Raw genomic sequence first — 26765 nt, forward strand, 5'->3', positions numbered from 1 at the left:
TCAGGCACATCCTTCAATCAGTTCAATCGCTTCGCTGGTCCCCCAGTACATCAGGATGACCTTCCCTTCAAACACTTCCAGGCGGATGCCCAGGTCCGAGCCCGGGTCCTGCCAGGTCAGGTACTCGCCCTGATCGCCGTCGTAGGCATGCGGGCTGGAGACCGGCGCGCCGGGGAACTGCGCCACCGCCTGCGCCCGCGTCATGCCGATGCGCAGTCCGAACGGACCCGGCTGGTCGACCGGCGCCTTGGCGTCCTCGCCCGGACCAAGATCGAAACGGACCACGCGGTCTTCGTCGGTCATCATCGACACGCCGGGCGGCAGCCCCTTGCCGTCGTAGTACTCGCAGCTGCCGCCGATGGCTTCGACCGCGCCCATTGCCTTCCACGGCCCGAAGGCCTCCAGGTCGCTCATGTGCTGGCCGATCAGCACCTCGCCGGCATGATCCAGCGCCACCGACGCCACGGCGGGCGCGTCATCGCTGGAGACCGCGGCCGAGGCCGGTGGATCATCGATGGGCGTGCTCGCAATCGGGTCGACCTCATCGTTGGCGGCCATCGGCTGCGCCGGTTGCGCAGCGGCCTTGGGCGCCGGCGCCAGCACCGGCGGTTCCGGCGGTTGGCACGCGGCCAGGCCCAGCACCAGCAGCACGCCCGTACTGCGCATCAGTGCGCTCACAGCACCAGCCCTTCGCGCGCCGCGATGGTATGCACGTCCTTGTCGCCACGTCCTGACAGGTTGCACAGCACGATCTGGTCGCGCGGACGCCCGCGCGCGAGCTTCATCGCCTGCGCAAGCGCGTGGCTGGACTCCAGCGCCGGCAGGATGCCTTCGGTGTGGGCCAGCAGATGGAAGGCCTGCAGCGCCTCTTCGTCGGTGATGCCGACGTAGCGCGCACGGCCGCTGTCGGCCAGGAACGCATGCTCGGGGCCGACGCCCGGGTAATCCAGGCCGGCCGATACCGAATGGGTCTCGATGATCTGGCCATCGTCGTCGCACAGCACGTAGGTGCGGTTGCCGTGCAGCACGCCCGGGCGGCCGGCGGCGATGGAAGCTGCGTGGCGGCCGGTGTGGATGCCATCACCGGCCGCTTCAGCGCCGACGATCTCGACCTGGCGGTCGTTGAGGAAGGCATGGAACAGGCCGATCGCATTGCTGCCTCCGCCGACGCAGGCGGTGATCGCATCAGGCAGGCGACCGTACTCGGCCAGCATCTGCTCGCGTGCCTCGCGGCCGACGATGGCGTTGAAGTCGCGCACCATGCGCGGGTACGGGTCTGGACCCGCTACCGTGCCGATGATGTAGAAGGTGTCCTGCACGTTGGTGACCCAGTCGCGCATCGCTTCGTTGAGGGCGTCCTTCAGGGTGGCCGAGCCGGAGGTGACCGGCACCACCGTCGCACCGAGCAGTTTCATGCGGTAGACGTTGATCTTCTGCCGCTCGATGTCGGTGGCACCCATGTACACCACGCACTCCAGGCCCAGCCGCGCCGCGACGGTGGCACTGGCCACGCCATGCTGGCCGGCGCCGGTCTCGGCGATGATGCGCTTCTTGCCCATCCGCGCCGCCAGCAGCGCCTGGCCGATGGTGTTGTTGATCTTGTGCGCGCCGGTGTGGTTCAGGTCCTCGCGCTTGAGCAGGATCTGCGCGCCACCGACGTGGTCGCTCAGGCGTTCAGCATGGTAGATCGGGCTCGGCCGACCCACGTAATGGGCCAGGTCGCGGTCATAGGCCAGCTGGAACGCCGGATCCTGGCGGGCCTGGTCATAGGCCTGGGCCAGTTCCTGCAGTGGGCCGACCAGGGTTTCGGCGACGAAACTGCCACCGTAACGGCCGAAGTGGCCCTGGGCGTCAGGGAAGGCATGGAAATCGGCGATGGGGGAGTCAGGCATGGAGACGACCGGTCGTTCAGACAGGTGGATACTCTAGCGCACGGATCATGTCCGGAAAATCGATATTATCTGGCCTGTCCCGTCAGGAAATCTCACATGAGCACGTCACTGCTGCCGCCCCTGAATGCCCTGCGGGCGTTCGAGGCCACCGCACGTCTGGGCGGCGTTGGCCGCGCTGCCCAGGCGCTGCATGTGACCCATGGCGCGATCAGCCGGCAACTGAAGCTGCTCGAAGACCATCTGGGCGTGGCCCTGTTCCAGCGCGCCGGTCGCGGACTGCGCCTGACGGCCGCCGGCACCCGCCTGCAACAGGCCTGCAGCGAGGCGTTTGGCGGCATTGAAGACTGCGTGCGCGAACTGCGGCGGCCAAGCGCGGAGCCGGCGCTGGTGCTGGGCTGCAGCGGCAGCGTGCTGGCGCGCTGGATGATTCCGCGGCTGCCGGCACTGCAGGCTGCCCTGCCCGGCGTGCGCCTGCAGTGGTCGGCCCTGGATGGCAGTTTCACCGAGGCACAGGCAGCGCTGGATGCGGTGCTGTTGCTGGCGCAAGGGCCGTGGCCGCGCGGCTGGCAGGTGCGCGAGTTGGCGCCGGAACGGGTGGGCGTGGTGGTGGCGCCCTCGCACCCGGCCGCGCAGCGGCTGCGCCATGTGCCGCCGTCGGCCTTGCTGCGGGAAACGCTGCTGCACACCAGTTCGCGTCCGCAGGCGTGGCCTGCATGGGCGCAGTCGCACGGACTGGACCCGGCCCAGCTGCAGCTCGGCACCGGCTTCGAACACCTGTACTACCTGCTGGAAGCGGCGGTAGCGGGGTTGGGCCCGGCGATCGCGCCGGAGCCGCTGGTGGCCGAGGATCTGGCAGCGGGGCGGCTGGTGGCCCCTTGGGGGTTCGCCGCGACCGGCGGGTTCTGGGTGCTCGCGCGGCCGGACGGGCCTGTCGATGCGCGCGTGGACGCGCTGGCCGATTGGGCGGTTGGGCAGTTGCGTTGAACGGGGTTCTGCCGGCCTGCCGCTGCGGGGAATGGCCGCAGATGTGGCTTCTGTAGATCCGGACCCGTGCCCGGCTGCGTTGAGCTGCAGAACACGCCTTGCTTCGCACGGAAGCCGAGCATGGGCTCGGCTCTACACAAGGCCAACCGGCAGCGATCGAGCAAGCTCGACGCTGCGAAGCATGATTACGACGCCGTCGGCGCCGCCAGGCGCTGCTGCAGGTCCTCGCGCAGGCGCAACAGCTCGACTTCGGCCTGCTGCCGCTGCTGCATGCCCTCGCGATGGATGCTGCGCACTTCCTCGACGGTAGCGATCAGCTGATCGTGTACGTGGCGCAGCGTGGCCACGTCGATCACACCGCGCTGGTTGCTGCGTGCGGTGTCCACCGACGCCTGGCGCATCAGGTCGGCATTGCGTCGCATCAGCTCATTGGTCGCATCGTCGATGGCATTGGCCAGTTCGGCGGCGTTCTTCTGTTCGCCCAGCGACAACTGGATCGCGAACTGACGCTTCCACGAGGGGATGGTGATGTCGCGGACGGTGTTGAACTTCTCGATCAGCTGCAGCGCATTGGCCTGGATCAGGCGGATCATCGGCAGCGACTGGTCAGCCGCGTGCTGCATCAGCTGCAGGTCGGAGACGCGCTTCTCGATCAGGCGGATCGCATTGTCGATCTCGCTCTGGCGGATGCGCTGCTGCGGGTCTTCGCTGCCCTGCCCCAGCAACTGCTCGGACTGCAGCTGGGCCAGGCGCTGCTTGCCAGCGGCGGCATACAGGCCCAGCGCATGACGCTCCTCGCGGACGATGTCATGCATGCGGTCGAAATCGCTTACCCGCTTGCCCATCAGCGCCTGTTGCGCACCCACGTCGCCGAGCAGCTGTTCGATCTGCGAATTGGTATCGCTGAACTTCTGCACCAGCTCGCCCTTGGAAGAACGCAGGCGATCGATGAGGCCACCGATCAACGGCACCTTCGAGCGCTGGGAAAAACCATCCAGCTTGAGCTCGCGCGCGATGCGCACCACTTCGCCGAGTTTCTCGCCATTGGCGTCGAGGTCACGGTTGCGCACCTGGTCCAGCAGCTGGCTGGAGAAGGCCGTTGTCCGGGCGGCGGCCTCACGGCCGAACACCTGCAGGTTGCCCGGACGGAGGTCTTCCAGTTCGCGGCCGATTTCGGCGATGCGCGGCAGGTCGTCGCGGACCAGGCCGAGGGCCTTCAACGTGCTGTCATCAAGTTCAGGGGCGGGCGTGGTGGCGGGCACGAGCGTGCCGGAGTTCTGGCTGTCCTGGGTCATCGGGCAGTGTCCTTGCGGTGGATAAGCGGCAGCGGCGGCCGGCTCAGGGCAGTCTAGCCTGAGCAGCGGCTACTTCGTCGTCGATCTGGGCCTGCAGCGTGGCTGCCTGCTCGGCCTGTGCAGCCTGCGCCAGTGCCTGGCGCGCCAATGCGGCCTGGCGCCAGGCCGGCAGCAGGACATCGTGGATGCGGATGAAGCGCTGCAGCAGGGCTTCGTCCTGCTCCTGCAGCAGCCGCCACTGCCCGCTTTCGATGCGTCGCAGCGTGGCCAGCCGCTGCAGATGGTCCACGCGTGGGGCCAGCGCGACCTGCGCAGCTCCCTGCAGTGTCGCCAGCTGCGCGGCGCCGAACGTGGCCCAGGCCTCCAACGCGGCGGCAGCCGCATCGTTGTCGATGATGGCCCGGGCACGCTGCTGCACACGCTGCGCGAGACCCTGGGCCTGCTCGCGCGCCTGCAGGGCCAGCACGCCCAGCTGCGCCTGCAGCCCCTGCGCCTGTGCCTGGCGTTCAACGTCACGGCCGAGCAGGCGCCCCCACCAGCTCTCCTGCCGGCGCAGGCGCGCCGGATCGCTGGCCTGCAACGCCAATGCGATCCGCGCCAGCGCAGCCACCAGTCGCTCGCCTTCCGCGCCAGCCCGCAACGGTGCCGGCTCGGCCAGCACCTGCAGCAGGGGGCTGCCGTACGCTGCCAGCGTGGCCACATCGGCGTGCGCCGGAAGCGTGGGTTCTGGCAGGGAGCGCACGCAGGTCACGGCAGCGGCGGCGGCCGTGGGCCTTCATCGGCCACCGTCTCCGGTGGCAATGATTCGCCGTAGAAGTGGCGCATCAGCGCTTCGTCCAGCGCACGTTCTTCCGGAGTCGCTGCACGACGCACCCGCGGGCGACGACGCGTGTCGGTCGTGGCCACATCGGCCGTTACCTGCTGCCGGGCCCACCCAGCAAACGCCGCCAACGTCTGCGACAACTGCACCTGCTGTTCCTGCGAGGCGACCAGCAGCTGCAGCAGCGGTGCCAGACCAGCCTGCAGGTCTTCGGCCAATGGCGTGGCTGCGGCCTGCGGTACGGCGGCAGCCGGCGCGCTGGCCGGACGTGCATCGGCCAGGCGCTGCAGCGCTGCCAGCAAGGCCGGCCATGGCGCAGGCTCCGGTACGACGGCCACCTCTGCCGGCGGCGGCGGTGGCAGCTGCAACGCACTGGCGATGTCGGCCAGCTGCGCGACCACGCGGCCACCGACATCACTGTCACCGGCACCCATTGCCTTGTTGCGCAGGAAATCACGCTTGATCTGCGCCCAGCGTTGCGCGCGTTCGTCATCGAGCACGCCACGCAGCTCGGCCAGCTTCAGCAGATTCTCTTCGGCACCGGTGGTCAGCAGCTGCGCTTCGCCCAGGTAGTGGTCGGAGATCAGCTGCTGCAGCTCGTCGTCATTCATCACCGGCGAAATCTTCTCCGCCAGCTTGTTCATGTTGCGGTAGCTGCCCTGCAGGCGGAAGGGCGGCTCGGTGCGATAGCGGTCATCCTGGGCAGCGCTGGCGATGTACTGCTGGTTGACCTTGTAGACCACATCCCGGACCTGCAGCATGCGCTGCAGGGTGGCGGTGATCTCGTTGATCTCGGCGCCGCTGTAGGCGTGGCTCAGGCCGTTGGTGGACACATCCTTGCCCATCGCGCGGTCGACCAGCAGGTACAGGTCGGCCATCTCGCGCGTGGCCAGCGGCGCCAATACCGGGTTGGAGGTCAGGCTGTTCTCGATGTAGCTGAGCGTGAAGGCTGCTTCCATGCCGCCGAGCACGTCGCCCAGGTTGTAGATGTCGGCACGGTTGGCCAGCATGTCCGGAATCTTGAACACATCGCCCGATTCGGTGTATGGGTTGCCGGCCATGACCACGCAGAACTTCTTGCCACGCATGTCGTAGGTGCGCGTGCGGCCGCGCCACACGCCTTCGATGCGGCGTGTGCCATCGCACAGCGAGATGAACTTCTGCAGGAACTCGGGGTGCGTGTGCTGGATGTCATCGACATACAGCATGGTGTTGTTGCCCATCTCCAGCGCCAGGTTGAGCTTTTCCAGCTCCTGCCGCGAGGTGGCGTCCGGTGCCTGCTGCGGATCCAGCGACCGCACTTCGTGGCCCAGCGCCGGGCCGTTGATCTTCATGAAGACCAGGCCGAGGCGATGTGCCACGTACTCCATCAACGTGGTTTTGCCGTAACCGGGCGGCGAGATCATCATCAGCAGGCCCATCAGGTCGCTGCGCTTGTTCTCGCCAACGGTACCCATCTGCTTGGCCAGGTTGTCACCGATCACGCCGAGATATACGTCGTTGATCAGCTTGTTGCGCACGAAGGACGACAACGGCCGGGCCTTGAACTCCGACAGCCGCAGGGTTTCGCGTTCGCGACCGATGATGCCCTGGCGCACCGCCTGATAGGCATGGAAGGCCGGTACGAACGCCTGCAGGTGGTGCTGCAGGCGTGCCAAGAAATCGTCCAGCGACAGGGTCAGGCTGCCGTTGTGGATGCGGGCGTGTTCGCCCAGCAGGCCGCTGACCTCCGCCTGCAGCGGTGCGTCGCTGGCACGGGTGCGCAGCTGTCGCTGCACCAGCAGCAATGCCGCCGCTTCTTCGACATAGCCGGCATGCGCCGACTGTGCCGGCAGCCCGGCGAGCGCTCGCAGCCATTGCCCGGCCAATGCCCAACGCATGGCCAGCGGATCCTGCGAGCGCTGCAGCGCACGTTCAAGCGCATCACGCTGGCCCGCCTGCTCCAGTTGCTGCGACAGCGCGTCCAGCAATGCCTGCGCGTGCCGGCTGGTGCTGAACACCGGCTCGCCGGCCACCAGTTCTTCGCCCAGGTATGCCGCTGCTGCATCGGCGGCGGCGGCGTCGAACGGCAGTGCATGCGCGAGCGCATGGTCATGCAGCGCCTTGGCCATTTCCGCACGCAGGGCCCGGCGCCCCTCATCGGAACCGAACAGACGCGCGATGGCCTCCGCACCGGCCTGCCGGCCGGGCCACTGCGCCACGGCTTCATCGCGTTGCCGCGCGGCCCAGAACAGCAGTGCCAACGCACGCACATGGGGCGAATGCCGCAGCGGTCCGGCGGCCTGCTGCAGCGGCAACAGCGCGCGCAGGATCAGGGCGGCGTCATGGTCGTGGATACCGCGCTCGTAGCCCTCGCGGTAACGGGGCGCGGCAAAGGCGCGGACCCGCTGGCCCAGCGCTTCCGGTTCGGCCGCATCGTGCTGCAGCTGGGCCAGGTCCAGGCCATCGCGGCCCTCCTCCGCAGCCAGCAACAGGCACCCGGCCAGGTATTCGCCGCGGTAGATCGCTGCCGATTCCGAATCCAGGGTCACCGGCCAGAACGGCTTGAGCGCATCAAGCTCGGGATCGTGCAGGGTCTCCAGGAAATCGGTGCCGGTGAGGTGGATGGCAAGGGTTTCACCCCGTGGCAGCAGGGTCAGGTCCAGCGCCTGGGTGTTCACGCTGAATCGATGGCGCGGACCAAGGCGGACCACGTTGCCGCCGGCCTCGTACAGGTCGCTGCGGTCGCGCAGCTGGCGCACGGCCTGGTCGCGCACGCCCTTCAGGCGCGCCTCGACATCGTCTGCCTTGACGTTGTCGCGCAGCGCACGCAGGCGCTCGGCCAGTTCACGCAGTTTGAGGATCAACGGATCGCCGGCGAAGAACGCGTTGAGCTCGTCGGCCGTGCCGAACCGCTCGGTACGCTTTCCGAGGCCATCAAGGATGCGGTTGGCGGCATCGAGCACCGAGCGCGCCTTGCGCTGGCGATCATCCAGCAGGGCCTGCTTGTGCGTGTCGAAGGCTTCGACCAGCTCTTCGCGCTTGCTCAGGATGTCGCCGAGGAACTGCTCGTGCTCGCCGAACTGGCTTTCCAGTTCTTCCAGCTGCACCAGCAGGCGCGACAACTGTTCGTCGGCCCGCTCAGGGTCGCTGGCCATCGCCAGCGCGCTGGTGATCGACTGCGAGAACAGGGCGAACTGGGCGGCGAACTGGGCCACGGCTTCGGCCGAACCCAGCGACTTGCGGCGCTGTTCGGCGCGTGCGCGCGCCTGGTTCAGGCGCCCGTACAGCAGCGAGATGGATTCGACCACGCGGGTGCGCGCGGTCGCATCGTCGACCTTCAGTCCGGCCATCAGCTCGGACAGCATGTCCAGATCGCCGGCCATGCCGCGCAGGCCGTCCAGCTGCTCATCCAGCTGGCGTGCACTGGCGGCCTGCTGTGCGGCGTCGTCCAGCGCCTGCATGCGGGCGGTCAAGGGGGCCAGTGCTGCATCGCCGGCAAGGAAGGCACCGGTGGCGGCGCCGACACGGTCGTGCGCCTGCACAAGTTCGGCGGCCATCGCCTCGATGCGCGCGGTATCGATGTAGCGCAGTTCGCGGATGGTCAGCAGTCGACCGCGCAGTGCGGTGATCGCGTTGAGCGCTTCGACGAAGGCCTGCACCTCGTTCCAGTTTTCCGGCTGCAGCCGGCCCAGCAGCGCCTTGTGCGTGGCCTCGGCCTCGGCCATTGCCTGGGCCGACTGCTGGCGGATCGACTGCACCTTTTCGTATTCGTCCAGCACCGATTCGCCAGTGGCGCTGATCTGCCGCAGCAGGGCTTCGGCGCCATCGCAGGCCTCGTCACCCAGCCAATGATGCGCATCGAAAAGCCGCCGGGTGTCGGCCACCAGGCGCTGGTAGCGCTGCACCGATACATCCTGGCCGTCGATCTCGCGCGCCAGGTTGAACAGGTTGGAGATGCCGCGAACCAGCTCGGCGTTGCCGATGCGCCCCATGAAGGTATTGCCGGGCGGACGGCTGGCGGCGAACTCATCGCTGCTGAAGGGCGTCTGCCACACCTGCATCGGATGGATGCGGGTCGGCTCGGTGCCTTCGGCATGGAACAGCACCATGCGCCCGTCCTGCATGAAGGCATAGCCGTGGCCGAAGACCGGGTTCTGCAGCACGCGCTGGATGGTGTTGTAGACGAACAGCGCCGAACGCCCGCCTTCGCGCTCGTAGAAGATGTACAGCACGTCCTCGCCGTTGGGCGAACGGATGCTGCGCTTGAACTGCATGCCATCCATCGAGGCGTCGAACGCCTTGTGCTCGCCACCCTGCAGGTAATAGCCGCCGGGGAAGATGATGCCGTGGTCTTCGGGCAGCTGCACGCAGGCCTGGACGATGGCATCGTTGCGCACGATGTCGCCGGTAAGCGTGTTGTAGATCAGTCCACGCCATTCGGTTTCGCGGTAGGGCAGCACTTTCAGCAGCACCAGCGAGCCGACCCGGGCGAACTCGAACTGGGCATCGTCCAGCGACTGCGTGCTGTCCTCCACCGGTTCGCTGTAGATGCCCTGCCCGGTTTCGGTGTTGTTCTCCACCTTGATGGTGAGATCGCCACCGGTGGTTTCCACGAACAGGGTATCGAGGATGTTCAGATGCGAATGGCGGCCGTTGACGGCAAGGTCGCGCGTGGCGCGGGTCCATTCGAAATCGAAGGGCGGCGGCAAGGCGATGTCACGCTCGCCACGGGCGTCGAGATAGGTCAGTTCACCTTCGCGTGACAACGCCCAGCGGAACACGCGCACGTCGCTGCTGCGCTCGCCGATCTGGAACGAGGCAAGCAGCTTGTCGCCCACCACGATCAGCTGCAGCAGGCGCGCATGCTTGTAGTAGGCGTACAGCTCGTTGAAGTCATGCACGAAGCCGGGCTGGTCGAGGAAACTGCCCTTCAGTTCAAGGGCAGCGACGTCGTAGCCATCAGCGCCCTGTACCAGCCGGTACAGGCCGAACACATCTTCGATGCGGGTCTGGGTCTTGAGCCCGATGAACACGTTGTAGCCGAACAGCAGGCGATCCGGGCCGACCTGGACGATGTCGCGGCCGACACAGTTGTTCTCGCTGCGGATGCGGAAGCGGCCGACCACCTCCAGGCGGCTGTCGCCGAACTCGGCCAGGCGCTGGCGGTTCAGCTGCTCGGCAACGGCCTGCAGGCGCTGGCCCTGTTCGCCGAGACGGCGCCGCAGGACTTCATAGGCGCCGCCCTGGGCTACGGCCTGGTCGACGGTATCGCCGGCAGCCTCTGCTGCGGCGGACTCGGTGGACGGTTTGGTTTCGGACATCAGCAGGTTTCCGGCTCACGGACGGCCGGCCGTCGATGCGGCCGGCACGGGTGGGCGATGGCGATGGCCATCGCCGGGTGGATCAGCGCGCGCTGTCGACCACAACGGTCGCCGCGACGGGCACGGTCTCTGCGTCCTCGGCGATCTGCCGCGGTGCATTGTCGGCCACGTTGACGCCCAGGTAGCGCTGCATCAGGTCCTGCACGATCGGACTCTTGCCGGCAAAGCCTTCGATCGACTTGCCCAGCGAAACCGCCTTGATCAGGTTCTCGAACATGCCGCCGTCGCCGCCAACCAGGTCGATGTCGGCGTTGCGCAGCGCGCTGGCGATGACGCCGGCGTTCTCGCGCGAGACTTCCTTGCCGGCTTCGATCGAGGCCAGCGCCTGCTTCAGGCTGTTGTCCAGCATCATGCGGAACTCTTCATGGCCGCGCGCCTGGTCGCTCAGCGAAGCGATGGCTTCAAACTTGCGGACCAGGCCCTCGGCCTCGGCCAACAGCTTCTTCTGCACCACGCCGGCTTCGGCGTTGCCCAGCGATTCGGTGGCGGTGGCGCGGGCCAGGCCCATCTTCTCCTCGCCCTGTGCCTGTGCCTGCAGCGTCTCGGCCAGCACGCGCGCCTCGTTGCTGCCCTGCTTCAGGTTCGCTTCGGCCTTGGCTTCGATCACGCGCGCCTCGGCGATGCCGACCTTCTCGATGGCCAGCGCCGACGCTTCGCGCACCTGCGCTTCGGCCAGGCCGGGCGCGGCCTGCTCGGCGCGGAATGCGTCGGCCAGCAGGCGCTTGGCCTCGGCCTGCTTGCCGGCGGCTTCGTGCTCGGCCTGCGCCAGCGTGGTCAGCTCCACCGCGCGATGCTTGGAGGCGGTCTCGCGGGCCTGGGCTTCCTTCACTTCGCGCACCAGCGCTTCCTGTGCCTTCGCCTCGGCTTCCAGGATCAACACCTGCTTCTGGCGGTCGGCCTCGGAGACTTCGCGCACTTCCTTGATGCGCTCTTCTTCCTGCGCCACGGTCTTGTCGATGGAGATGCGTTCGCGGGTGATGTTGGCCACGTCCATCTTGCCCTGCTCGACCACCTTGTCGCGCTCCACGCCCTGCAGCTGCACTTCGCGGTCGGTGGTGACCTGCTCCAGCTGGCGTGCGCGCTCGACGCGCTCGGCTTCGATGGCCACGGCGCGCTGGCGGTTCTGCTCGGCCACTTCAACTTCGCGCATGCGGTTCTGCTCGCGGATGTCGATCACCTGCTGCGCTTCGATGCGGGCGTTCTCGGACAGCTGGCGCTGCTCTTCCTGCACCTTGGCGGTCTCGGCTTCCTCGCGCGCACGGATGGTCTCGATCTCGCGCTTCTGCCGTGCCTCGGCTTCGGCCTGCTGCCGTTCAAGCGCCAGCAACGCTTCGCGGGCTTCGACGTTCTTCTTGGTGATGGCCAGCTTCTCGTTCTGCTCCAGCTCGTTGGTCACCACGTTCTGCGCAGCGGTCAGCTCGGTGATCTTGCGGATGCCCTGCGCATCGAGGATGTTGAACTGGTCCAGCAGCGACTTCGGGGTCTGCTCCAGGTAGTCGATGGCCACGTCTTCCAGCACATACCCATTGAGGTCGTTGCCGATCACCGCGATGATCTCGTCGCGGAATTCCTGGCGCTTCTCGAACAGCTCGGTGAAATCGAACTTCTTGCCGACCGTCTTCAGTGCTTCGGAGAACTTGGCGTTGAACAGCTCATCGACGGCATGCTTGTCCGATGCGCGGTCGGCGCCGATCGCCTTGGCCACGCGCAGTACGTCGGCCTGGGTCTCGTTGACGCGCAGGTAGAACGCCACGGCGATGTCGGCGCGCATGTTGTCGCGGCAGATCAGGCCTTCCTTGCCGCGGCGGTCGATCTGCAGGGTGATCAGGCTGATCCGCATCAGCTCGGCGCGGTACAGCACGGGAATGATCAGCGCACCGGTGAAATGCACCTTCGGGGTGGAACTCATGTCGTTGACGATCAGGGCCACGCCCTGGTCGACCTTGCGGTAGAACGCCTTGAACAGGCCCGCCACGCCGAGCAGGAGGGCGAGGACGCCGCCCACGATGATCAGGAAGGGGAGCACGGATGCCAACGTCATTGATGTTTCTCCTTGTTGCCCGGAAGCAGGTTGTCCTGGAAGTCGAGGGCGACCGCGTCGGCGCGGACCACCCGGTAATGGTGTTGTGCAGCCACGTGCTCGACCAGCACGATGCGCTCGCCGCGCTGCAGTTCGATGTCGCTGCGGATCTGCAGGACCAGGCCGGCACCGCCGTCATCGACGGTGGCATGGCCACTGCGTGCGTCGACCTTCGGCGAAGCGACCACGCCGACCCGGCCCAGCAGCGAGGCCTGCGGCACCGGGCGCAGGCGCAGCAGGAAGCGGCGGATGGGACGCAGCAGCAGCGCGGTGACCGGCACGGCCGGCAGGGGCGCAAGCACCGCCACGACGGTGCCCAATGACCAGCGCAGCAGGTCGGGCAACGGCAGCAGCAGGTACAGATGGATGAAGTAGGTGAGGGTCCAGGCGAACAGGCTCAGCAGCGTCACCACCACCATGAGCGGCACGCCGCCCAGGCCCCAGCGCGCCAGCAGCGCTGACAGGCCACTGAGATGGGCATCGCCTTCAAGGGCGCCATCGGCACCGGCCTCGCCGAAACCGTCATCGACCAGGCCAAAGGCGGCAATCCCCAATACAGAACCGCCACCGCCAGCGCTACGCTGTACGGGAGGGTCGGATAACCGAGTACGACGGTTAGGAATTCCTGCATCGCTTGCCTTCCTGGGCGGGGGCGCCAAGCGCCCGTTCGGAGCACGCCACCAGCGGCTCCGTCGATCCCGTGCCGGCCCTCATGGCCAGCACGCTTGGGATCATCCTATGTGAAGAGGGTGTGCAGGCTCAAATGTGAAGACCGGACACCTCGGAAGTGACCATGCCTCAATCCAGCACGGCGCAGTCGGAGCGCCGGACTTCTTCCACGAACGTGCGCATCTTGTAGCCGTCCTTGATGCCCGGCTCCAGTTCGATGCCACTGGAGACATCCACGCCCCACGGCAGGGTCGCCAGCACGGCGTCATGCACGTTCTCCGGCGTCAGGCCTCCGGCCAGCAGGAACGGCCGGTGCAGGCCGGTGGGAATACGCGACCAGTCGAAGGCCACGCCGGTACCGCCGCCGCCGCCCGGCGCATGGCTGTCGAACAGGAAACCGGCGGCGCTGGGGTAGCGCAGCTGAAGGGTGCGCGCATTGATCTCCTCGCGCCCGCCCATGGCGATCGCCTTCAGGTAAGGCATGTTGAAGCTGCGGCAGAAGCTCTCGTCTTCCTCGCCATGGAACTGCAGCAGGGTCGGCCGCACGGTACGCAGCACCTCGCGCACTTCTTCCCTGCTGTTGTTGCGGAACAGCGCCACCACGTCGACCATCGGTGCGATGGCCTGGCGCATCGCGCGCGCTTCGGCCGGCGCGACCCGGCGGCTGCTCTCGCGGGCGAAGATGAAGCCCACCGCATCCACGCCCAGCTCGCCGGCCAGGCGCACGTCGCCGGCACGGGTCATGCCACAGAACTTGATGCGGGTACGGTAGTAGGAGCGGCTCATAGCGTTACCTCGGCGGGCAGATGCCAGTTGTCGGGGTACAGCGGCCCCAGGAACACCAGTCCCTGCGGAGGAGCGGTGGGACCGGCCACGGTGCGGTCGCGCCCGGCCAGCAGTTCGGCGATCCACTCCACCGGCTGCTCGCCACTGCCGACCAGTATCAACGAACCGACGATATTGCGGACCATGTGATGAAGGAATGCATTGCCGCGCACCGCCACCTCGATGACGTCGTCGTGGCGGCTGACCTGCAGCGACTGCAGCTCTCGCCGGGCATGCAGGGCCTGGCACTGGACCGAGCGGAAGGCGCTGAAATCGTTCTCGCCCAGCAGGGCCTGCCCGGCCAGGTGCATGCGCTCGGCATCGAGCGGGCGCCGCTCCCAGCTCAGGGTCTGCCGGCCCAGCGCCGGGCGCACTTCGCGATTGAGCAGGCGGTAGCGATAACGTCGTGCGCGGGCGGAGAAACGGGCATGGAAATCATCGGCCACCGGCACGCACCAGCGCACGGCGATCGAACGCGGCAGGCGGGTGGTGGTGCCGAGCATCCACGCGCGCGGATCACGCGCCACGTCGGTGTCGAAGTGCACGACCTGGCACTGGCCGTGCACGCCGGCATCGGTGCGGCCGGCGCAGACCACCTGCAGCGGGGTATCGGCCACCGATGACAGGGCCTGTTCCAGGCTGGCCTGGACGCTGGGTCCGCCCTCGCCCAGGTTCTGCCAGCCCCTGAAATCGCTGCCGTCGTACTCGACGCCGAGCGCGTAACGCATGTGCTACCTCGATATTGCGGGTGGGGCGGCGCTCAGGCCGGGTCGCGCTCGGACCAGACCGCCAGTTCGTTGCCACCGGGCTCGACGAACTGGAAACGGCTGCCGCCAGGGAAAGAGAACACGGTCCGCACGATCTGACCACCGGCCGCGCGCACCGCCGCTTCCATCGGCGCCAGCTGGTCGGCATACAGCACCAGCAGTGGCGCGCCTTCGCTGGCACGTTGCGGTTGGCCACGGAAGAAGCCTCCCTGCAGGCGGCCATCATCGAAAGCGGTGTAGTCGCTGCCGTAATCGACAAACGACCAGCCGAACACGACCTCGAAGAAAGCGCGGCTCGCAGCCGGGTCGCTCGAGGCGAATTCGACGTAGTCGAGACGGCGTTCGCGGGTCATCGCAGGTCCTTGTCGAAAGGTTGTCAGGGCAGACGGGCCAGCAGTTCGCGGGCCTGCGCCTGGCAATGCAGGTCACCCCCTTCGGCAACCTCCTGCAGCAGGGTGCGCGCGGTCTGCGCGTCGCCCAGGTCCAGATAGGCGATGGCCAGTTCCAGCCGCTCCTGGCCGATACGCGGTGCCCAGTCATGGCCATTGTCTGCAGCAGACCCGACGGCGTCCTCGGCGGCAGCACGGTCGTCGTGCAGATCGACCGGTGCAGCCGTCTCATGCTCATGCGGTTCGGCCGGCAGATCGAACACACCGCGGAACTGCGGCTCCTGTTCGGCCTGCAGCGCGTATTCGGGCACGGCCACCTCGGCTGGCTCGATGGGCGCCACCGCAGCAGCGCCGGCAGGATCGTCCCAACGCGGCAGATCGTTCACCGCAGCAGGCAGTTCAACCCGTTCGTCTTCATCAAGCTCACCCGCCCGCCACTCGGCCGGCGAGGCATCCTCATGGATGTCCGCAGCCGGCACGTCATGGTCGGTGGCAGCCCAGGCCGGCATCGCCGGTTCCTGGCGTCCGCCATCGGCGGCGAAGTTCCCCCCGGCGTCCTGTTCGGTCAGGGTATCCAGCGCGGCACCTGCCGGCAGCGCTGCTGCCAGGCCGGCGGCATCGTGTTCCTCGCGCAGCGGCGGCAGCGGCGAGGGCTTGCGACGACGCAGCAGCCAGCCGCCCAGGGCAACCAGCACGAGCAGCGGCAGGCCCAGCCAGTACCACGGCGTGCCAGCGCCGGGCGCACCGGGCGCCTGGGCCAAACGCTGCTGCGCGGCGGCCAGGTCGTTGTCCTTCATCGCGATCAGTGACTGCTGCTGTTCCTTGAGCTTCTCCAGCTCCGCCACGCGCTGCTTCAGATCGCCGATTTCGGCATCGCGGGTGGCGATGTCCTCCTTGGCCTGGCGCAGTTGTTCGTTGCCCAGCATGTCACCCTCGCTGCCGGCACTGGTGCCGGTGGTTGTGCCCGCGTGCGCGGCGTCGGATGCCAGCGCCGGAGCGATTTCAAGTCGTGCCCCGGTGGCCGCAGCCGGGGAAGAAGCAGCGCCATCGGCCTTGGCCACCGGCATCGCGGCGCCAGCCGGCTGTGGCACGGTGCGTGCCTGCCGCCACTGTGCGGCATGTTCGCGGACCAGCGCGGTAGCCTCGGCTGCATCCACCGCGGCCAGTGCGGTATCACCCGGCATGCGCAGTACCGCGCCCTGCTTGAGCAGGTTGACGTTGCCACGGATGAAGGCTTCGGGGTTGGCACGCAACAGCGCGATCATCGCCCGGTCGCGACTGATCTGATTGCCACGGGCCAGCGAGCCGGCGATCTGCGAAAGCGTCTGTCCGCGCTGCACGGTCACACTGCCGTCTGCGGCGAGCGCTGGTGCAGGCGCTGGTGCTGGTGCAGGTGACGCAGCCCGTGGACGCGGTGCAGCAGGTGCGGCGGCCGCCGTGACCGGTGCGGGCTCGGGTGCGGGTGCGGTTGCAGCCGCGGCAGGCGCATCACGGACGATGGTGTCCGACAGCACGCCGGCCGGCGCGACGATTTCCGGTTCGGCCACGGCCAGTGCACTGGCCGGTGCATCGACCAGCGCCGAGTACTCACGCACCAGCCGGCCCTGGCCCCAGTCGGCCTCGACCAGGAAGCTCAACGAGGGTGTCTCCACAGGCGTCTGCGAGGTCACCCGCACCACCGCCCTGCCCTGCGCATTGCGGGTCAGCTCGAACTGCAGTTCGCTGACCAGACCCGCCGGGCGCTGCAGGCCAACGCGCTCGAAGGTGACCGGCGAAGCGAGCGCGACGCGCAGGTTCTCAAGTTCGGACGGATCGGCCGAGATCACCGGGATCTCGGCCAGCAACGGCTGTCCCGGCTTGGACAGGACCCGGATGTCGCCCAGGCCCAGGGCCATGGCCGAACTGCTGACCAGGGCCAGCAGCGCGGCGGAAAGACAGGTGAGCGGACGCCGTGCGCCCTTGGCTCGTTTATTCATGGGCGACACTATAAAGCGTGCGGACCACGGTCCGCACCCACCGGGGAGGCGGACTGCGCTGGTGCCGGCCATTGGCCGGCAGGCACGGGCATGCACCGATAAGGCACTGCCGACCAGCGGCCGGCACTACCGGTCAGGCAACAGCAGGGATCAGCGCTTCTCGGCGGCGACCAGCTCGGCCAGCTGCACCGCGTTGAGGGCTGCGCCCTTGCGCACGTTGTCCGACACGATCCACAGGTTCAGGCCGCGCGGATGCGACAGGTCCTCGCGGATGCGGCCGACGTACACCGCGTCGGTGCCCGAGGCATGGGTGACCGGCGTCGGGTAGCCACCGGCCTCGTGACGATCCACCACCTCGATGCCTGGCGATTGTTCCAGCAACGCGCGCGCTTCGGCCACGGTCACCTTGTCACGGGTTTCGATCGCCACCGATTCGGAGTGGCCATAGAACACCGGCACGCGCACCGCGGTCGGGTTCACGAGGATGCTGTCGTCGCCCAGGATCTTGCGGGTCTCCCAGACCAGCTTCATCTCTTCCTTGGTGAAGCCGTTGTCCAGGAAGTCGTCGATGTGCGGGATCAGGTTGAAGGCGATCTGCACCGGGAAACGCTGCGGATCGATTTCCTGGAAGCTCAGCAGCTGGCCGGTCTGCTTGCCCAGTTCTTCCAGTGCCGAACGGCCACCGCCGGATACCGACTGGTAGGTGGACACGTTGATGCGCTCGATGCCGTACTTGCGGTGCAGCGGTGCCAGCGCGACCAGCATCTGCATGGTCGAGCAGTTCGGGTTGGCGATGATGCCGCGCGGACGGTTGGCGACCTGGTCCGGATTGACCTCCGACACCACCAGCGGCACGTCGTCGTCGTAACGGAAGGCCGAGGAGTTGTCGATCACCACCGCGCCAGCGGCAGCGAACTTCGGGGCGTATTCCTTGGACACGCTGCCGCCGGCCGAGAACAGGGCGATATCCACGCCACTCGGGTCGAAGGTGGCCAGGTCCTGGATCCTGACCTTGTTGCCGTTGAATTCGATTTCGCCGCCGGCCGAGCGCTCGGAAGCGAGCAGGCTCAGGGTGCCAACCGGGAAATCGCGCTCGGCCAGGATGGCCAGCATGGTCTCGCCGACCGCGCCGGTGGCACCGACGATGGCGACGTGGAAGCTGCGTTGTGCATTGCTCATGGGGGGGAACTCTCACGAAAACGGGAAGGGGGAAAAACCACGCACGACAGCTGGGTTCGGGGAGCCTCCTCGGATGGATGCGCGGAGGTTCCCTATCGTTTCCCGCTTTTTTTGTCCGAGGTCGCGCGCGCGGCAAGGGCCGCGTCGGCGTTGATCGCGCTCGGCATGCGCGACGGGCTGCCGTCCAGGCCCAGCCCGGCCAGCAGATTGTCCACGGCCATCTGCACCATGGCCGTACGCGTGGCCAGCGATGCGCTGCCGATATGCGGGGTCAGCACGATGTTGCGCAGGGCCAGCAGTTCCGGCCGCACGTTCGGTTCGCCTTCGTAGACATCCAGGCCGGCCGCCGCCAGGCGACCGTTGGCCAGTGCTTCGGCCAGCGCCAGTTCGTCGACGATGCCGCCGCGGGCGATGTTCACCAGGGTGGCAGACGGCTTCATCCTGGCCAGCGCGACGCCGTCGATGATGTGGTGCGAGGCGGCGGTGTATGGCAACACGGTCAACAGATGGTCGGACTGCGCCAGCAGCGTGTCCAGATCCACGTAGGTCGCGCCGAGCGCGGCTTCGGTATCGGCCGGCAGCCGCGAACGGTTGTGGTACAGCACCTTCATGCCGAAGCCGTGCGCGCCGCGACGGGCGATGCCCTGGCCGATGCGGCCCATGCCGAGGATGCCCAGCGTGCTGCCATGGATGTCAGCACCCAGCATGGTCTGGAACGACCACTGCCCCCACTGGCCCTCGCGCAGCCAGCGCTCGGATTCGGTGATCCGGCGCGCGGTGGCCATCAACAGCGCAAAGCCGAGATCGGCGGTGGTCTCGGTGAGAACGTCCGGGGTGTTGCTGGCGAGAATGCCGGCGGCGCTGAGCGCGTCGACATCCAGATTGTTGTAACCGACGCCGACATTGGCGATCACCTGCAGCTGCGCGGCCTCGGCGACCTGGGCCGGGCCGATGCGCTCGTTGAGGGTGATGATCGCCCCGTCAACGTCGGCCAGCTGCGCGGCGATCTGCTGTGGCGACCAGGCGGTGACGGTATCGGTGGTGCGCAGCTGCACGCGATCGCGCAGCGGCGCGATGGCCGCGTCGATCAGCGGCTGGCTCACCCATACCGTCGGCCGCGTATCAGCCATCAAGCTGGCCGGGAATGCGCGGAGTGATGGTGCCGACATCGCCGCACTGCGCGCGGTGGCGCAGCGCCTGGTCCATCAGCACCAGGGCCATCATCGCCTCGGCGATGGGCGTGGCGCGGATGCCGACGCAGGGATCATGGCGGCCGGTGGTGACCACCTCCACCACATTGCCGGCCGTATCCAGCGATTCACCGGGCAGGCGCAGGCTGGAAGTCGGCTTGAGCACCATCGAGGCGACCACCGGCTGGCCGGTGGAGATGCCACCGAGAATGCCGCCGGCATGGTTGCTGGCAAAACCCTGCGGGGTCAGCAGGTCACGGTGTTCGGTGCCCTTCTGCATGGCACTGGCGAAACCGTCGCCGATCTCCACGCCCTTCACCGCGTTGATGCTCATCAGTGCGGCCGCGAGCTCGCCATCAAGCTTGCCGTAGATCGGCTCGCCCCAGCCCGGCGGTACGTTGTCGGCGACCACGTCCACGCAGGCACCGACCGAATCGCCGGACTTGCGCAGCGCATCCATGTACGCCTCCAGCTCGGGCACCTGTGCGGCGTGCGGCCAGAAGAACGGATTCTCCTCGACTACCGACCAGTCGAAACCGGCCGGAGTGATCCCGCCCAGCTGCGACAGGTAGCCGCGCACGGTGATGCCGAAACGCTCGGCCAGCCATTTCTTGGCGACCACGCCAGCAGCCACGCGCATGGTGGTCTCGCGCGCCGAGGAGCGGCCACCGCCGCGCGGGTCGCGGATGCCGTACTTGTGCCAGTAGCTGTAGTCGGCATGCCCCGGACGGAACTGCTGGCCGATGTTGCTGTAGTCCTTGCTGCGCTGGTCGGTGTTGCGGATCAGCAGCGCGATCGGGGTGCCGGTGGTCAGGCCCTCGTACACCCCGGACAGGATCTCGACCTCGTCGGCCTCGCGCCGCGCCGAGGTGTGCCGGCTCTTGCCGGTGGCGCGACGCTGCAGGTCATGGCTGAATTCGGCCGCGTCCAGCGCCAGCCCCGGCGGGCAGCCATCGATCACGCAGCCGATGGCCGGCCCGTGCGATTCGCCGAACGTGGTGACGGTGAACAGCTTGCCGAACGAATTGGAGCTCACGGGCGCTGCGCCGCCAGTTCGGTGATGCGCGCGCTGTGGGCGATCAGCTCGCGGCACTCGACCGCGAAGATGCCCATCTGGCCGACCTTGAACTCGACCCAGGCGAAATCCACTTCCGGCAGCAGCTTGATCAGGTGCTGTTCGGATTCGCCCACTTCACAGATCAGCAGGCCGTCCTCGCTCAGGTGCAGCGGCGCGTCGCGCAGGATCTTCAGCACCAGGTCCAGGCCGTCGTCGCCGGCACGCAGGCCCATCTCCGGCTCGTAGGAATATTCCTGCGGCAGGGCATCGGTCTCGTCGTTGGTGACGTACGGCGGGTTGGTGACGATCAGGTCGTAGTGGCGACCGGTCAGGCCGTTGAACAGGTCCGACTTCAGCAGGGTCACGTTGTGCGCCTGCAGGCGTTCCTTGTTCTCTTCGGCCAGTGACAGCGCATCATCGCTGAGGTCCACGCCGTCCACTTCCCAGTTCGGGTAGTAGTGGCCCATGGCGATGGCGATGCAGCCCGAACCGGTGCACAGGTCCAGCGCGCGGTTGACATCGCGGCCGGCCAGCCACGGCTCGAAGCCGCACTCGATCAGTTCGGCGATCGGCGAACGCGGCACCAGGGCGCGCGCGTCGCTCTTGAAGCTGAGGCCGGCGAACCAGGCTTCACCGGTCAGGTAGGCAGCCGGGATGCGCTCGTCGATGCGGCGCTGGAACAGCTCCAGCACCGCCAGCTTCTCTTCGCGCAGCAGGCGCGCCTGGCCGTAGGCCGGGCCGAGGTCGTGCGGCAGGTGCAGGCCGTGCAGCACCAGCTGGGTGGCCTCGTCCAGTGCATTGTCGTAGCTGTGCCCGAAGGTCAGGCCCGCAGCATTGAAACGGCTGGTGCCGTAGCGGATCAGATCGATGATCGTATGGAGTTCGGCGGCCGTTTCAGCGGTCATGGCGGTACTGCGGGCAAAGTGGCCCCCGATTATAGGGGTTGCCGCCTGCGCCGGCATCCGTTGCGGCAGAAACGATCCAGCCGCAGCCGGTATGATGGTGGCCACTTCCTGCGGCGGAATCCCATGTTCAATCGCAACGTCGGCATCATCCTGCTGATCGCCCTGGCGGCGGGCCTTGGCCTGCTCGCCGCCCAGCAGGTGTTCGCGCCGAAGCCGCCGGCCGGGCAGCCGGCCACCGAAGCGATCACCCTGTACCCGCAGCCACGCGCCCTGCCCGACTACAACCTGGCCCAGTCCGACGGCACGCGCCTGATTCCCGGCGAACTGAAGGGCCACTGGACCCTGGTGTTCCTCGGCTTCACGTTCTGCCCGGACGTCTGCCCGACCACTCTGGCCGAGCTGGCCGGCGCGCAGAACCAGTGGGAAGCCCTGCCCGACGGCCTGCGCCCGCGCGTGCTGTTCGTCTCGGTCGACCCGGAGCGCGACACCGCCACGCGCCTGGGCGAGTACGCCCATGGCTTCCACAAGGACACCCTGGCGGCGACCGCCGACATCCCCTCGCTGGAGCGCTTTGCCACCTCGCTGGGCTTCGTGTTCCAGAAGGTGCCGGGCAAGCACTTCGACGAGAATCCCGAGGATTACACCCTCGAGCACTCCGCCAGCCTGGCCGTGCTCGATCCGCAGGGCCGGCTCGCCGGCCTGGTGCGGCCCCCGTTCAATGCGCCGGCGATCGCCCGCGACCTGCAGAAGCTGACCGAGAAATCCGCCCCATGAGTCTGACCACCGCCCTGACGTACGTCCTGCCCCACCGCCTGCTGTCCTCGATGGCGCGTTCGCTGGCGTACTCGGACAACCCGCGCGTATCGCGCTGGCTGATCGACACGGTCACCCGCAAGTTCAACGTCAACCTGGATGAAGCGGCCAATCCGGACCCGCGCAGCTACCCGACCTTCAACCAGTTCTTCACCCGCGCATTGAAACCCGGCGCGCGCGTGGCCGATGCCGATCCGCGCAGCCTGGTGATGCCGGCCGATGGCCGCATCAGCCAGCTAGGAAAGATCGACGCCGGACGCATCTTCCAGGCCAAGGGGCAGTCGTTCACCGCCGCCGAGCTGCTGGGCAGCGCCGAGGACGCCAAGCCGTTCAACGAGGGCCTGTATGCCACGGTGTACCTGTCGCCGCGCGACTACCACCGCGTGCACATGCCGTGGACCGGCACCCTGCGCGAAACCGTGCATGTGCCCGGCCGTCTGTTCAGCGTCGGCCCGGCCGCGGTGAACAACGTGCCTGGCCTGTTCGCACGCAACGAGCGCCTGGTCTGCCACTTCGACACCAGCTTCGGCCCGATGGTCAGCGTGATGGTCGGTGCGCTGCTGGTGTCGGGCGTGGAGACGGTATGGAGCGGCGAAGAGATTCCGCATTACGGCGACCGCATCACCCGCAAGGATTACCGGGGCCGCGGCATCACCCTGCAGCGCTTCGAAGAGATGGCGCGCTTCAATTACGGCTCGACCGTGATCGTGCTGCTGCCGCCGGGCGTGGCCGAATTCGCCCCGCACCTGGATGCCGAGCATCCGGTACAGCTGGGCCAGGCACTGGCCAAGCTGCGCTGATCCTGCGGTAGTGCCGGCCGCTGGCCGGCATCTCCGTTGATCCAACGCATCGAGCGTTGCCGGCCAGCGGCCGGCACTACCGGATGCGGGCGTTATTGCAGGGTCGGCGCCGGGCCGACGTCCATGCCGTCGTAGTCTTCCACGCCCATCTGCGTGGCCAGCGCGCTCAGTTCCTGGTTGCGCTTGTCCAGCGAGGTTTCGTCGTGCACTTCCACGCGCTCCACATGCAGCACGTGGAATGCAGCCTCACCGTCTTCCGGCTCCTGCTCGAACACTTCCACCAGCACATACCCCTGCGCCTGCAGGTGGGTGGCCAGTGCGTGCAGCGGCTCGGCGGTGGAGTGCACGAAGAAGTACCCCCACAGCAGCGGAGCATCCAGGTCCCAATCGGTGTTCTCGCGGAGGTTGGTGAACAGGTTGCGGGTGTCTTCGAGGTCCATGCGATATCCAGGGTGCGGAGAGATTATTTGTCGCAGCCCTGCAGCTTCAGCACCTGGCCGTGGCGCAGGCTGTAGCCGGGGGCCTTGAGGCCATTGGCGCGGGCCAGCACCGGCACATCGCACTGGAACTTCGCGGCAATCCGGCCCAGGGTCTCGCCCTTGCCGACCTTGTAGCTGCGGGCCGGCTTGGCGCGGGGGCCGGCGCCGGGCGCGGCGCAGCCACCGGCGCGGCAGGCGTGGTCGGCACGCTGCTGGCGGCATTGGGATCGACCACCGGCACCACCCCGCCCACGGCCACGCTGCCGGTGTAGCTGGCGACGCTCGGGCGCACGATCGCGGCATTGAGGTCGGCGGTGATCAGGGTACGGGCCAGATCGGCACGCGGGCCGCTGACGCAGTTGCGCGCGTACAGGCCGGCGATGCGGTTGGTGGCGTTGATGAGGGTGCCTGCCGGAATCCAGCCATCGGCCTCATAGCGCGGGTTGAGGTTGCGCAATGCGCGCATGTAGCCATCGCGGGTGCCATGGCTGCCCAGGCAGATGGTCAGTTCGTAGATCGTGGTCGAGCGGGCCAGGCGGATGGTGGCCGGCTGCGCGTTGATCTTCGGGAACTCCACGCCGTACTGCTGGGGGTGCAGGAAGATCCAGGACGCGGCGATCACCATCGGCACGTAGTCCTTGGTTTCGCCCGGGAACTGGTTGTAGACGCTGTCCACCCAGAAGCTCTGGCCCGGGTACTGCTTGTAGACGCGCGCTGCGCGGCCCTCACCGCCGTTGTAGCCGGCCAGCGACAGTTCGACGTTGTTGTTGAGCTCACGCATCCGCTCGTTGAGGTACGTCGCGCTGGCTTCAGCGGCGCTGCGCGCATCGAAGCGGGTATCGAAACCGGTACCGTCCGGGCCCAGGCCGAAGCGGCGGCCGGTGGCCGGCATGAACTGCATCAGGCCCGCGGCGCCCGCACGCGAGGACGCATGCACGCGACCGTTGGATTCCTTGGCCATGATGCCGAACAGCAGCGCCTCGGGCAGGCCGCGCTTCTCCCATTCCGGCCACATCACCGCGCGCAGGTTCTGGTAGTTCTCGTAGGTGGTCATCAGCGCCGGGCGCATGTCGGTCAGCCAGCGGCGGATGCCGGCCTGCACCGCGGGGTTGTACTCGACCATGTTGTCGAAGGCATGGCGCTTGTCGTTCAGCAGCGCCGCTGCGCGGGCCGCCTCGGGCACGTCGGCAGCCAGCGGGCCGACATGGTCCGGGTCGGCCTCCAGGCGGTCGCCGGCTTCATCGGCCACGTCATCATCGGTGGCGGCATCGGCATCGTGCTTGAGCAGGCGCTTGTAGGTCGCCAGCATGTTGCTCATCTGGCAGCCCTTCTGCTTCACGCATTCGCTGATGACATCTTCCATGTCCTCCAGCGCGGCATCGGCCTCGTTGCGCCCCTTCGGATCGGCGTTGGCCACCAGCAGAACGGCATCGCTGTAGCGTTTCTCGGCTGCAGTCATGCGCTGCTGCAGGGCATCCACCTTCACCTTGTCCCGGGCCGAAACCCGCTGTGCGTGGGCCTCCGGTGCCAGGGAAACCAGGCCAGCCAGGGCCAGCAGCGGCCAGGTGCGGGAAATCAGGACAGGAACGGGCATTGGTGGCACTGTGTATGAAACAGGCAGGCAGAGTAGCGGCGCTGCCAAGGTCGGGGCAAGCCGACCTTCGGCCCGTCACCGTCGGCGGTTAACATTGGCACATTCATCACAAGGGCTGGACCATGGATCCGATTCTGCTCGGCAAAGGCATCACCGACGATGTGGCTGTCACCCTGCTGCCGAAACTCGGCAACCGCCATGGGCTGGTCGCCGGCGCCACCGGCACCGGCAAGACCGTGACCCTGATGACCCTGGCCGAGGGCTTCTCGCGGATCGGGGTACCGGTGTTCCTGGCCGATGTGAAGGGCGATGTCTCCGGCTTGGCCGTGCCGGGCACCGGCGCCGAGAACCTGCTCAAGCGCGCGGCCGAGATCGGCGTGAGCGACTATGCCCCGGCCGCCAGCCCCACCGTGTTCTGGGACCTGTACGGCAAGCTCGGCCACCCGGTGCGCACCACCGTGAGCGAGATGGGTCCGACCCTGCTGGCCCGCATCCTGGAATTGAACGACACCCAGGCCGGCGTGCTCGACATCGTATTCAAGCTGGCCGACGACCGCGGCCTGCTGCTGCTGGACATGGACGACCTGCGCGCCCTGCTCGGCCTGGTGGCCGAGGAGCGCAAGGACATCTCCACCGAGTACGGCCTGGTCAGTGCGCAGTCGGTGGCCGCCATCCAGCGCGCCCTGCTGCGGCTGGCGCAGGACGGCGGCGAGCATTTCTTCGGCGAACCGGCGCTGGAACTGGCCGACATCATGCGGGTCAACCATGACGGCCGCGGTGTCATCGGCATCCTTGCCGCCGACCAGCTGGTGCTCAAGCCCAAGCTGTACTCCACCTTCCTGCTATGGCTGTTGTCGGAGCTGTTCGAGCAGCTGCCCGAAGTGGGCGACCTCGACAAGCCGAAGCTGGTCTTCATTTTCGACGAAGCACACCTGCTGTTCGACGATGCACCGCCCGCTCTGGTACAGCGCATCGAGCAAGTGGTGCGGCTGATCCGTTCCAAGGGCGTTGGCGTGTACTTCTGCTCGCAGTTCCCGGACGACGTGCCGGCCAACATCCTTGGCCAGCTCGGCAACCGTGTACAGCACGCGCTACGCGCATTCACCCCGCGCGACCAGAAGGCGGTGAAGACCGCCGCTGAGACCTTCGTGCCGAACCCGAAGCTGGATGTGGTGAAGGTGCTCAGCCAGCTCGGTACCGGCGAAGCGCTGGTCTCCACGCTGCAGGACAAGGGCGTGCCGATGCCGGTGCAGCAGACGATGATCGCACCACCCCGCTGCCGCATGGGACCGGTCACCGACACCGAACGTACGCAGGTGCGTGCCGGCAGCCCGGTCGGCACGCGCTACGACACTGCCGTCAACCGCGAATCGGCAGCCGAACTGCTGGCCCAGCGCGCGCAGAAGGCCGTCGAGAAGGCCGATGCGCCGGCCGCGCGCAGCCGTGAACAGGACGAGGCGCAGGAAGGCGGTTTCGGGCAGTCGATCAAGGACGCCATTTTCGGTACCAAGCGCCGCCAGGGCATGATCGAGACGATGGCCAAGCAGACCACGCGTACGGTCGGCACCAAGCTGGGCAACCAGATCGTGCGCGGCATCCTCGGTGGCATCTTCGGCGGCAAGCGCTGAGAGCCACGCAGTTCCTTTGCGGCGCGCCGGCGACGGCGCGCCGTGGTTGTTTCATTCCGC

20 protein-coding genes and 1 pseudogene are annotated in these 26765 nt (G+C 67.6%); 4 read left to right on the forward strand and 17 right to left on the reverse strand.

What is annotated here, in order from left to right:
* Together D0Y85_RS14365 and trpB are read right to left on the reverse strand one after the other, a co-directional pair.
* Nucleotides 1-678 carry a hypothetical protein gene (locus D0Y85_RS14365; RefSeq protein ID WP_117310928.1) on the reverse strand — a complete coding sequence of 226 codons (678 nt, stop codon included), beginning with the start codon at nucleotides 676-678 and terminating at the stop codon, nucleotides 1-3.
* Nucleotides 675-1892, reverse strand: coding sequence for a tryptophan synthase subunit beta (gene trpB / locus D0Y85_RS14370; protein ID WP_032975005.1), 1218 nt, complete (start codon nucleotides 1890-1892; stop codon nucleotides 675-677). Before trpB ends, D0Y85_RS14365 begins: the two co-directional genes overlap by 4 nt.
* 96 nt (nucleotides 1893-1988) lie before the next feature.
* On the opposite strand from trpB, the gene D0Y85_RS14375 reads away from it, so the two are divergent.
* Entirely contained in the window at nucleotides 1989-2876 is an 888-nt protein-coding gene (locus tag D0Y85_RS14375; RefSeq protein ID WP_117310929.1) for a LysR family transcriptional regulator, read from the forward strand.
* Nucleotides 2877-3061: 185 nt separating this feature from the next.
* Here D0Y85_RS14375 and D0Y85_RS14380 read toward each other — a convergent pair whose 3' ends face one another.
* From D0Y85_RS14380 to prmB, 13 genes are all read right to left on the reverse strand, one after another.
* Nucleotides 3062-4171, reverse strand: a complete 1110-nt coding sequence (locus tag D0Y85_RS14380; RefSeq protein ID WP_117310930.1) for a toxic anion resistance protein — start codon at nucleotides 4169-4171, stop codon at nucleotides 3062-3064.
* A gap of 43 nt (nucleotides 4172-4214) precedes the next feature.
* Entirely contained in the window at nucleotides 4215-4913 is a 699-nt protein-coding gene (locus D0Y85_RS14385; protein ID WP_240329253.1) for a hypothetical protein, read from the reverse strand.
* A gap of 5 nt (nucleotides 4914-4918) precedes the next feature.
* Nucleotides 4919-10294 carry a DNA repair ATPase gene (locus tag D0Y85_RS14390; protein WP_117310932.1) on the reverse strand — a complete coding sequence of 1792 codons (5376 nt, stop codon included), beginning with the start codon at nucleotides 10292-10294 and terminating at the stop codon, nucleotides 4919-4921.
* Nucleotides 10295-10376: 82 nt separating this feature from the next.
* The gene (locus tag D0Y85_RS14395) at nucleotides 10377-12395 is read right to left on the reverse strand and encodes a hypothetical protein (protein ID WP_117310933.1); all 2019 of its coding nucleotides are present in this window, start codon (nucleotides 12393-12395) and stop codon (nucleotides 10377-10379) included.
* The gene (locus D0Y85_RS14400) at nucleotides 12392-12988 is read right to left on the reverse strand and encodes a hypothetical protein (RefSeq protein ID WP_240329255.1); all 597 of its coding nucleotides are present in this window, start codon (nucleotides 12986-12988) and stop codon (nucleotides 12392-12394) included. The genes D0Y85_RS14395 and D0Y85_RS14400 overlap by 4 nt, the downstream gene beginning before the upstream one ends.
* A 244-nt stretch (nucleotides 12989-13232) precedes the next feature.
* Complete coding sequence (locus D0Y85_RS14405) at nucleotides 13233-13889, reverse strand: phosphoribosylanthranilate isomerase (RefSeq protein ID WP_025876155.1); 657 nt, start codon at nucleotides 13887-13889, stop codon at nucleotides 13233-13235.
* Nucleotides 13886-14656, reverse strand: a complete 771-nt coding sequence (gene truA / locus D0Y85_RS14410) for a tRNA pseudouridine(38-40) synthase TruA (protein WP_117310934.1) — start codon at nucleotides 14654-14656, stop codon at nucleotides 13886-13888. The genes D0Y85_RS14405 and truA overlap by 4 nt, the downstream gene beginning before the upstream one ends.
* A 32-nt stretch (nucleotides 14657-14688) precedes the next feature.
* Nucleotides 14689-15048, reverse strand: coding sequence for a VOC family protein (locus D0Y85_RS14415; RefSeq protein ID WP_025876153.1), 360 nt, complete (start codon nucleotides 15046-15048; stop codon nucleotides 14689-14691).
* Nucleotides 15049-15071: 23 nt separating this feature from the next.
* On the reverse strand, nucleotides 15072-17060 hold the full coding sequence (locus D0Y85_RS14420; RefSeq protein ID WP_117310935.1) for a FimV/HubP family polar landmark protein: 1989 nt from the start codon (nucleotides 17058-17060) through the stop codon (nucleotides 15072-15074).
* A gap of 150 nt (nucleotides 17061-17210) precedes the next feature.
* Nucleotides 17211-18239, reverse strand: coding sequence for an aspartate-semialdehyde dehydrogenase (locus D0Y85_RS14425; RefSeq protein ID WP_093820641.1), 1029 nt, complete (start codon nucleotides 18237-18239; stop codon nucleotides 17211-17213).
* 92 nt (nucleotides 18240-18331) lie between these two features.
* Entirely contained in the window at nucleotides 18332-19369 is a 1038-nt protein-coding gene (locus D0Y85_RS14430) for a D-glycerate dehydrogenase (RefSeq protein WP_117310936.1), read from the reverse strand.
* Nucleotides 19362-20465 (reverse strand): chorismate synthase, encoded by a 1104-nt coding sequence (gene aroC, locus D0Y85_RS14435; protein ID WP_117310937.1) that lies wholly within the window; start codon nucleotides 20463-20465, stop codon nucleotides 19362-19364. Before aroC ends, D0Y85_RS14430 begins: the two co-directional genes overlap by 8 nt.
* On the reverse strand, nucleotides 20462-21391 hold the full coding sequence (prmB, locus tag D0Y85_RS14440) for a 50S ribosomal protein L3 N(5)-glutamine methyltransferase (protein WP_117310938.1): 930 nt from the start codon (nucleotides 21389-21391) through the stop codon (nucleotides 20462-20464). The genes aroC and prmB overlap by 4 nt, the downstream gene beginning before the upstream one ends.
* A 123-nt stretch (nucleotides 21392-21514) precedes the next feature.
* On the opposite strand from prmB, the gene D0Y85_RS14445 reads away from it, so the two are divergent.
* Nucleotides 21515-22165: an SCO family protein gene (locus tag D0Y85_RS14445; protein ID WP_025876141.1), complete on the forward strand. Its 651-nt coding sequence runs from the start codon at nucleotides 21515-21517 to the stop codon at nucleotides 22163-22165.
* Nucleotides 22162-23004 (forward strand): archaetidylserine decarboxylase, encoded by an 843-nt coding sequence (gene asd, locus D0Y85_RS14450; RefSeq protein ID WP_025876139.1) that lies wholly within the window; start codon nucleotides 22162-22164, stop codon nucleotides 23002-23004. The genes D0Y85_RS14445 and asd overlap by 4 nt, the downstream gene beginning before the upstream one ends.
* 92 nt (nucleotides 23005-23096) lie before the next feature.
* On the opposite strand, the gene D0Y85_RS14455 is transcribed toward asd, so the two are convergent.
* Both D0Y85_RS14455 and D0Y85_RS14460 read right to left on the reverse strand, forming a co-directional pair.
* Nucleotides 23097-23444, reverse strand: coding sequence for a ribonuclease E inhibitor RraB (locus D0Y85_RS14455; protein WP_025876137.1), 348 nt, complete (start codon nucleotides 23442-23444; stop codon nucleotides 23097-23099).
* Between the two features lie 23 nt (nucleotides 23445-23467).
* Nucleotides 23468-25077: pseudogene (locus D0Y85_RS14460) on the reverse strand (transglycosylase SLT domain-containing protein).
* 122 nt (nucleotides 25078-25199) lie between these two features.
* Between D0Y85_RS14460 and D0Y85_RS14465 the strand changes: the two are divergent.
* Nucleotides 25200-26705 (forward strand): helicase HerA-like domain-containing protein, encoded by a 1506-nt coding sequence (locus D0Y85_RS14465; protein WP_117310939.1) that lies wholly within the window; start codon nucleotides 25200-25202, stop codon nucleotides 26703-26705.
* Nucleotides 26706-26765 lie beyond the last annotated feature (60 nt).

It is taken from the genome of Stenotrophomonas sp. G4 (genome assembly GCF_003428825.1).
In the GTDB taxonomy this organism is placed as follows: Bacteria; Pseudomonadota; Gammaproteobacteria; order Xanthomonadales; family Xanthomonadaceae; genus Stenotrophomonas; species Stenotrophomonas indicatrix.

Excerpts from the sequence above, each read along its gene's own strand:
- D0Y85_RS14445 (WP_025876141.1), top strand. The coding sequence starts at position 21,515 with ATGTTCAATCGCAACGTCGGCATCATCCTGCTGATCGCCCTGGCGGCG.
- trpB (WP_032975005.1), bottom strand. The coding sequence starts at position 1,892 with ATGCCTGACTCCCCCATCGCCGATTTCCATGCCTTCCCTGACGCCCAG.
- D0Y85_RS14415 (WP_025876153.1), bottom strand. The coding sequence starts at position 15,048 with ATGACCCGCGAACGCCGTCTCGACTACGTCGAATTCGCCTCGAGCGAC.
- D0Y85_RS14420 (WP_117310935.1), bottom strand. The coding sequence starts at position 17,060 with ATGAATAAACGAGCCAAGGGCGCACGGCGTCCGCTCACCTGTCTTTCC.
- D0Y85_RS14430 (WP_117310936.1), bottom strand. The coding sequence starts at position 19,369 with ATGGCTGATACGCGGCCGACGGTATGGGTGAGCCAGCCGCTGATCGAC.
- truA (WP_117310934.1), bottom strand. The coding sequence starts at position 14,656 with ATGCGTTACGCGCTCGGCGTCGAGTACGACGGCAGCGATTTCAGGGGC.
- D0Y85_RS14390 (WP_117310932.1), bottom strand. The coding sequence starts at position 10,294 with ATGTCCGAAACCAAACCGTCCACCGAGTCCGCCGCAGCAGAGGCTGCC.
- D0Y85_RS14405 (WP_025876155.1), bottom strand. The coding sequence starts at position 13,889 with ATGAGCCGCTCCTACTACCGTACCCGCATCAAGTTCTGTGGCATGACC.
- D0Y85_RS14375 (WP_117310929.1), top strand. The coding sequence starts at position 1,989 with ATGAGCACGTCACTGCTGCCGCCCCTGAATGCCCTGCGGGCGTTCGAG.
- D0Y85_RS14425 (WP_093820641.1), bottom strand. The coding sequence starts at position 18,239 with ATGAGCAATGCACAACGCAGCTTCCACGTCGCCATCGTCGGTGCCACC.
- asd (WP_025876139.1), top strand. The coding sequence starts at position 22,162 with ATGAGTCTGACCACCGCCCTGACGTACGTCCTGCCCCACCGCCTGCTG.
- D0Y85_RS14455 (WP_025876137.1), bottom strand. The coding sequence starts at position 23,444 with ATGGACCTCGAAGACACCCGCAACCTGTTCACCAACCTCCGCGAGAAC.
- prmB (WP_117310938.1), bottom strand. The coding sequence starts at position 21,391 with ATGACCGCTGAAACGGCCGCCGAACTCCATACGATCATCGATCTGATC.
- D0Y85_RS14465 (WP_117310939.1), top strand. The coding sequence starts at position 25,200 with ATGGATCCGATTCTGCTCGGCAAAGGCATCACCGACGATGTGGCTGTC.
- D0Y85_RS14395 (WP_117310933.1), bottom strand. The coding sequence starts at position 12,395 with ATGACGTTGGCATCCGTGCTCCCCTTCCTGATCATCGTGGGCGGCGTC.
- D0Y85_RS14380 (WP_117310930.1), bottom strand. The coding sequence starts at position 4,171 with ATGACCCAGGACAGCCAGAACTCCGGCACGCTCGTGCCCGCCACCACG.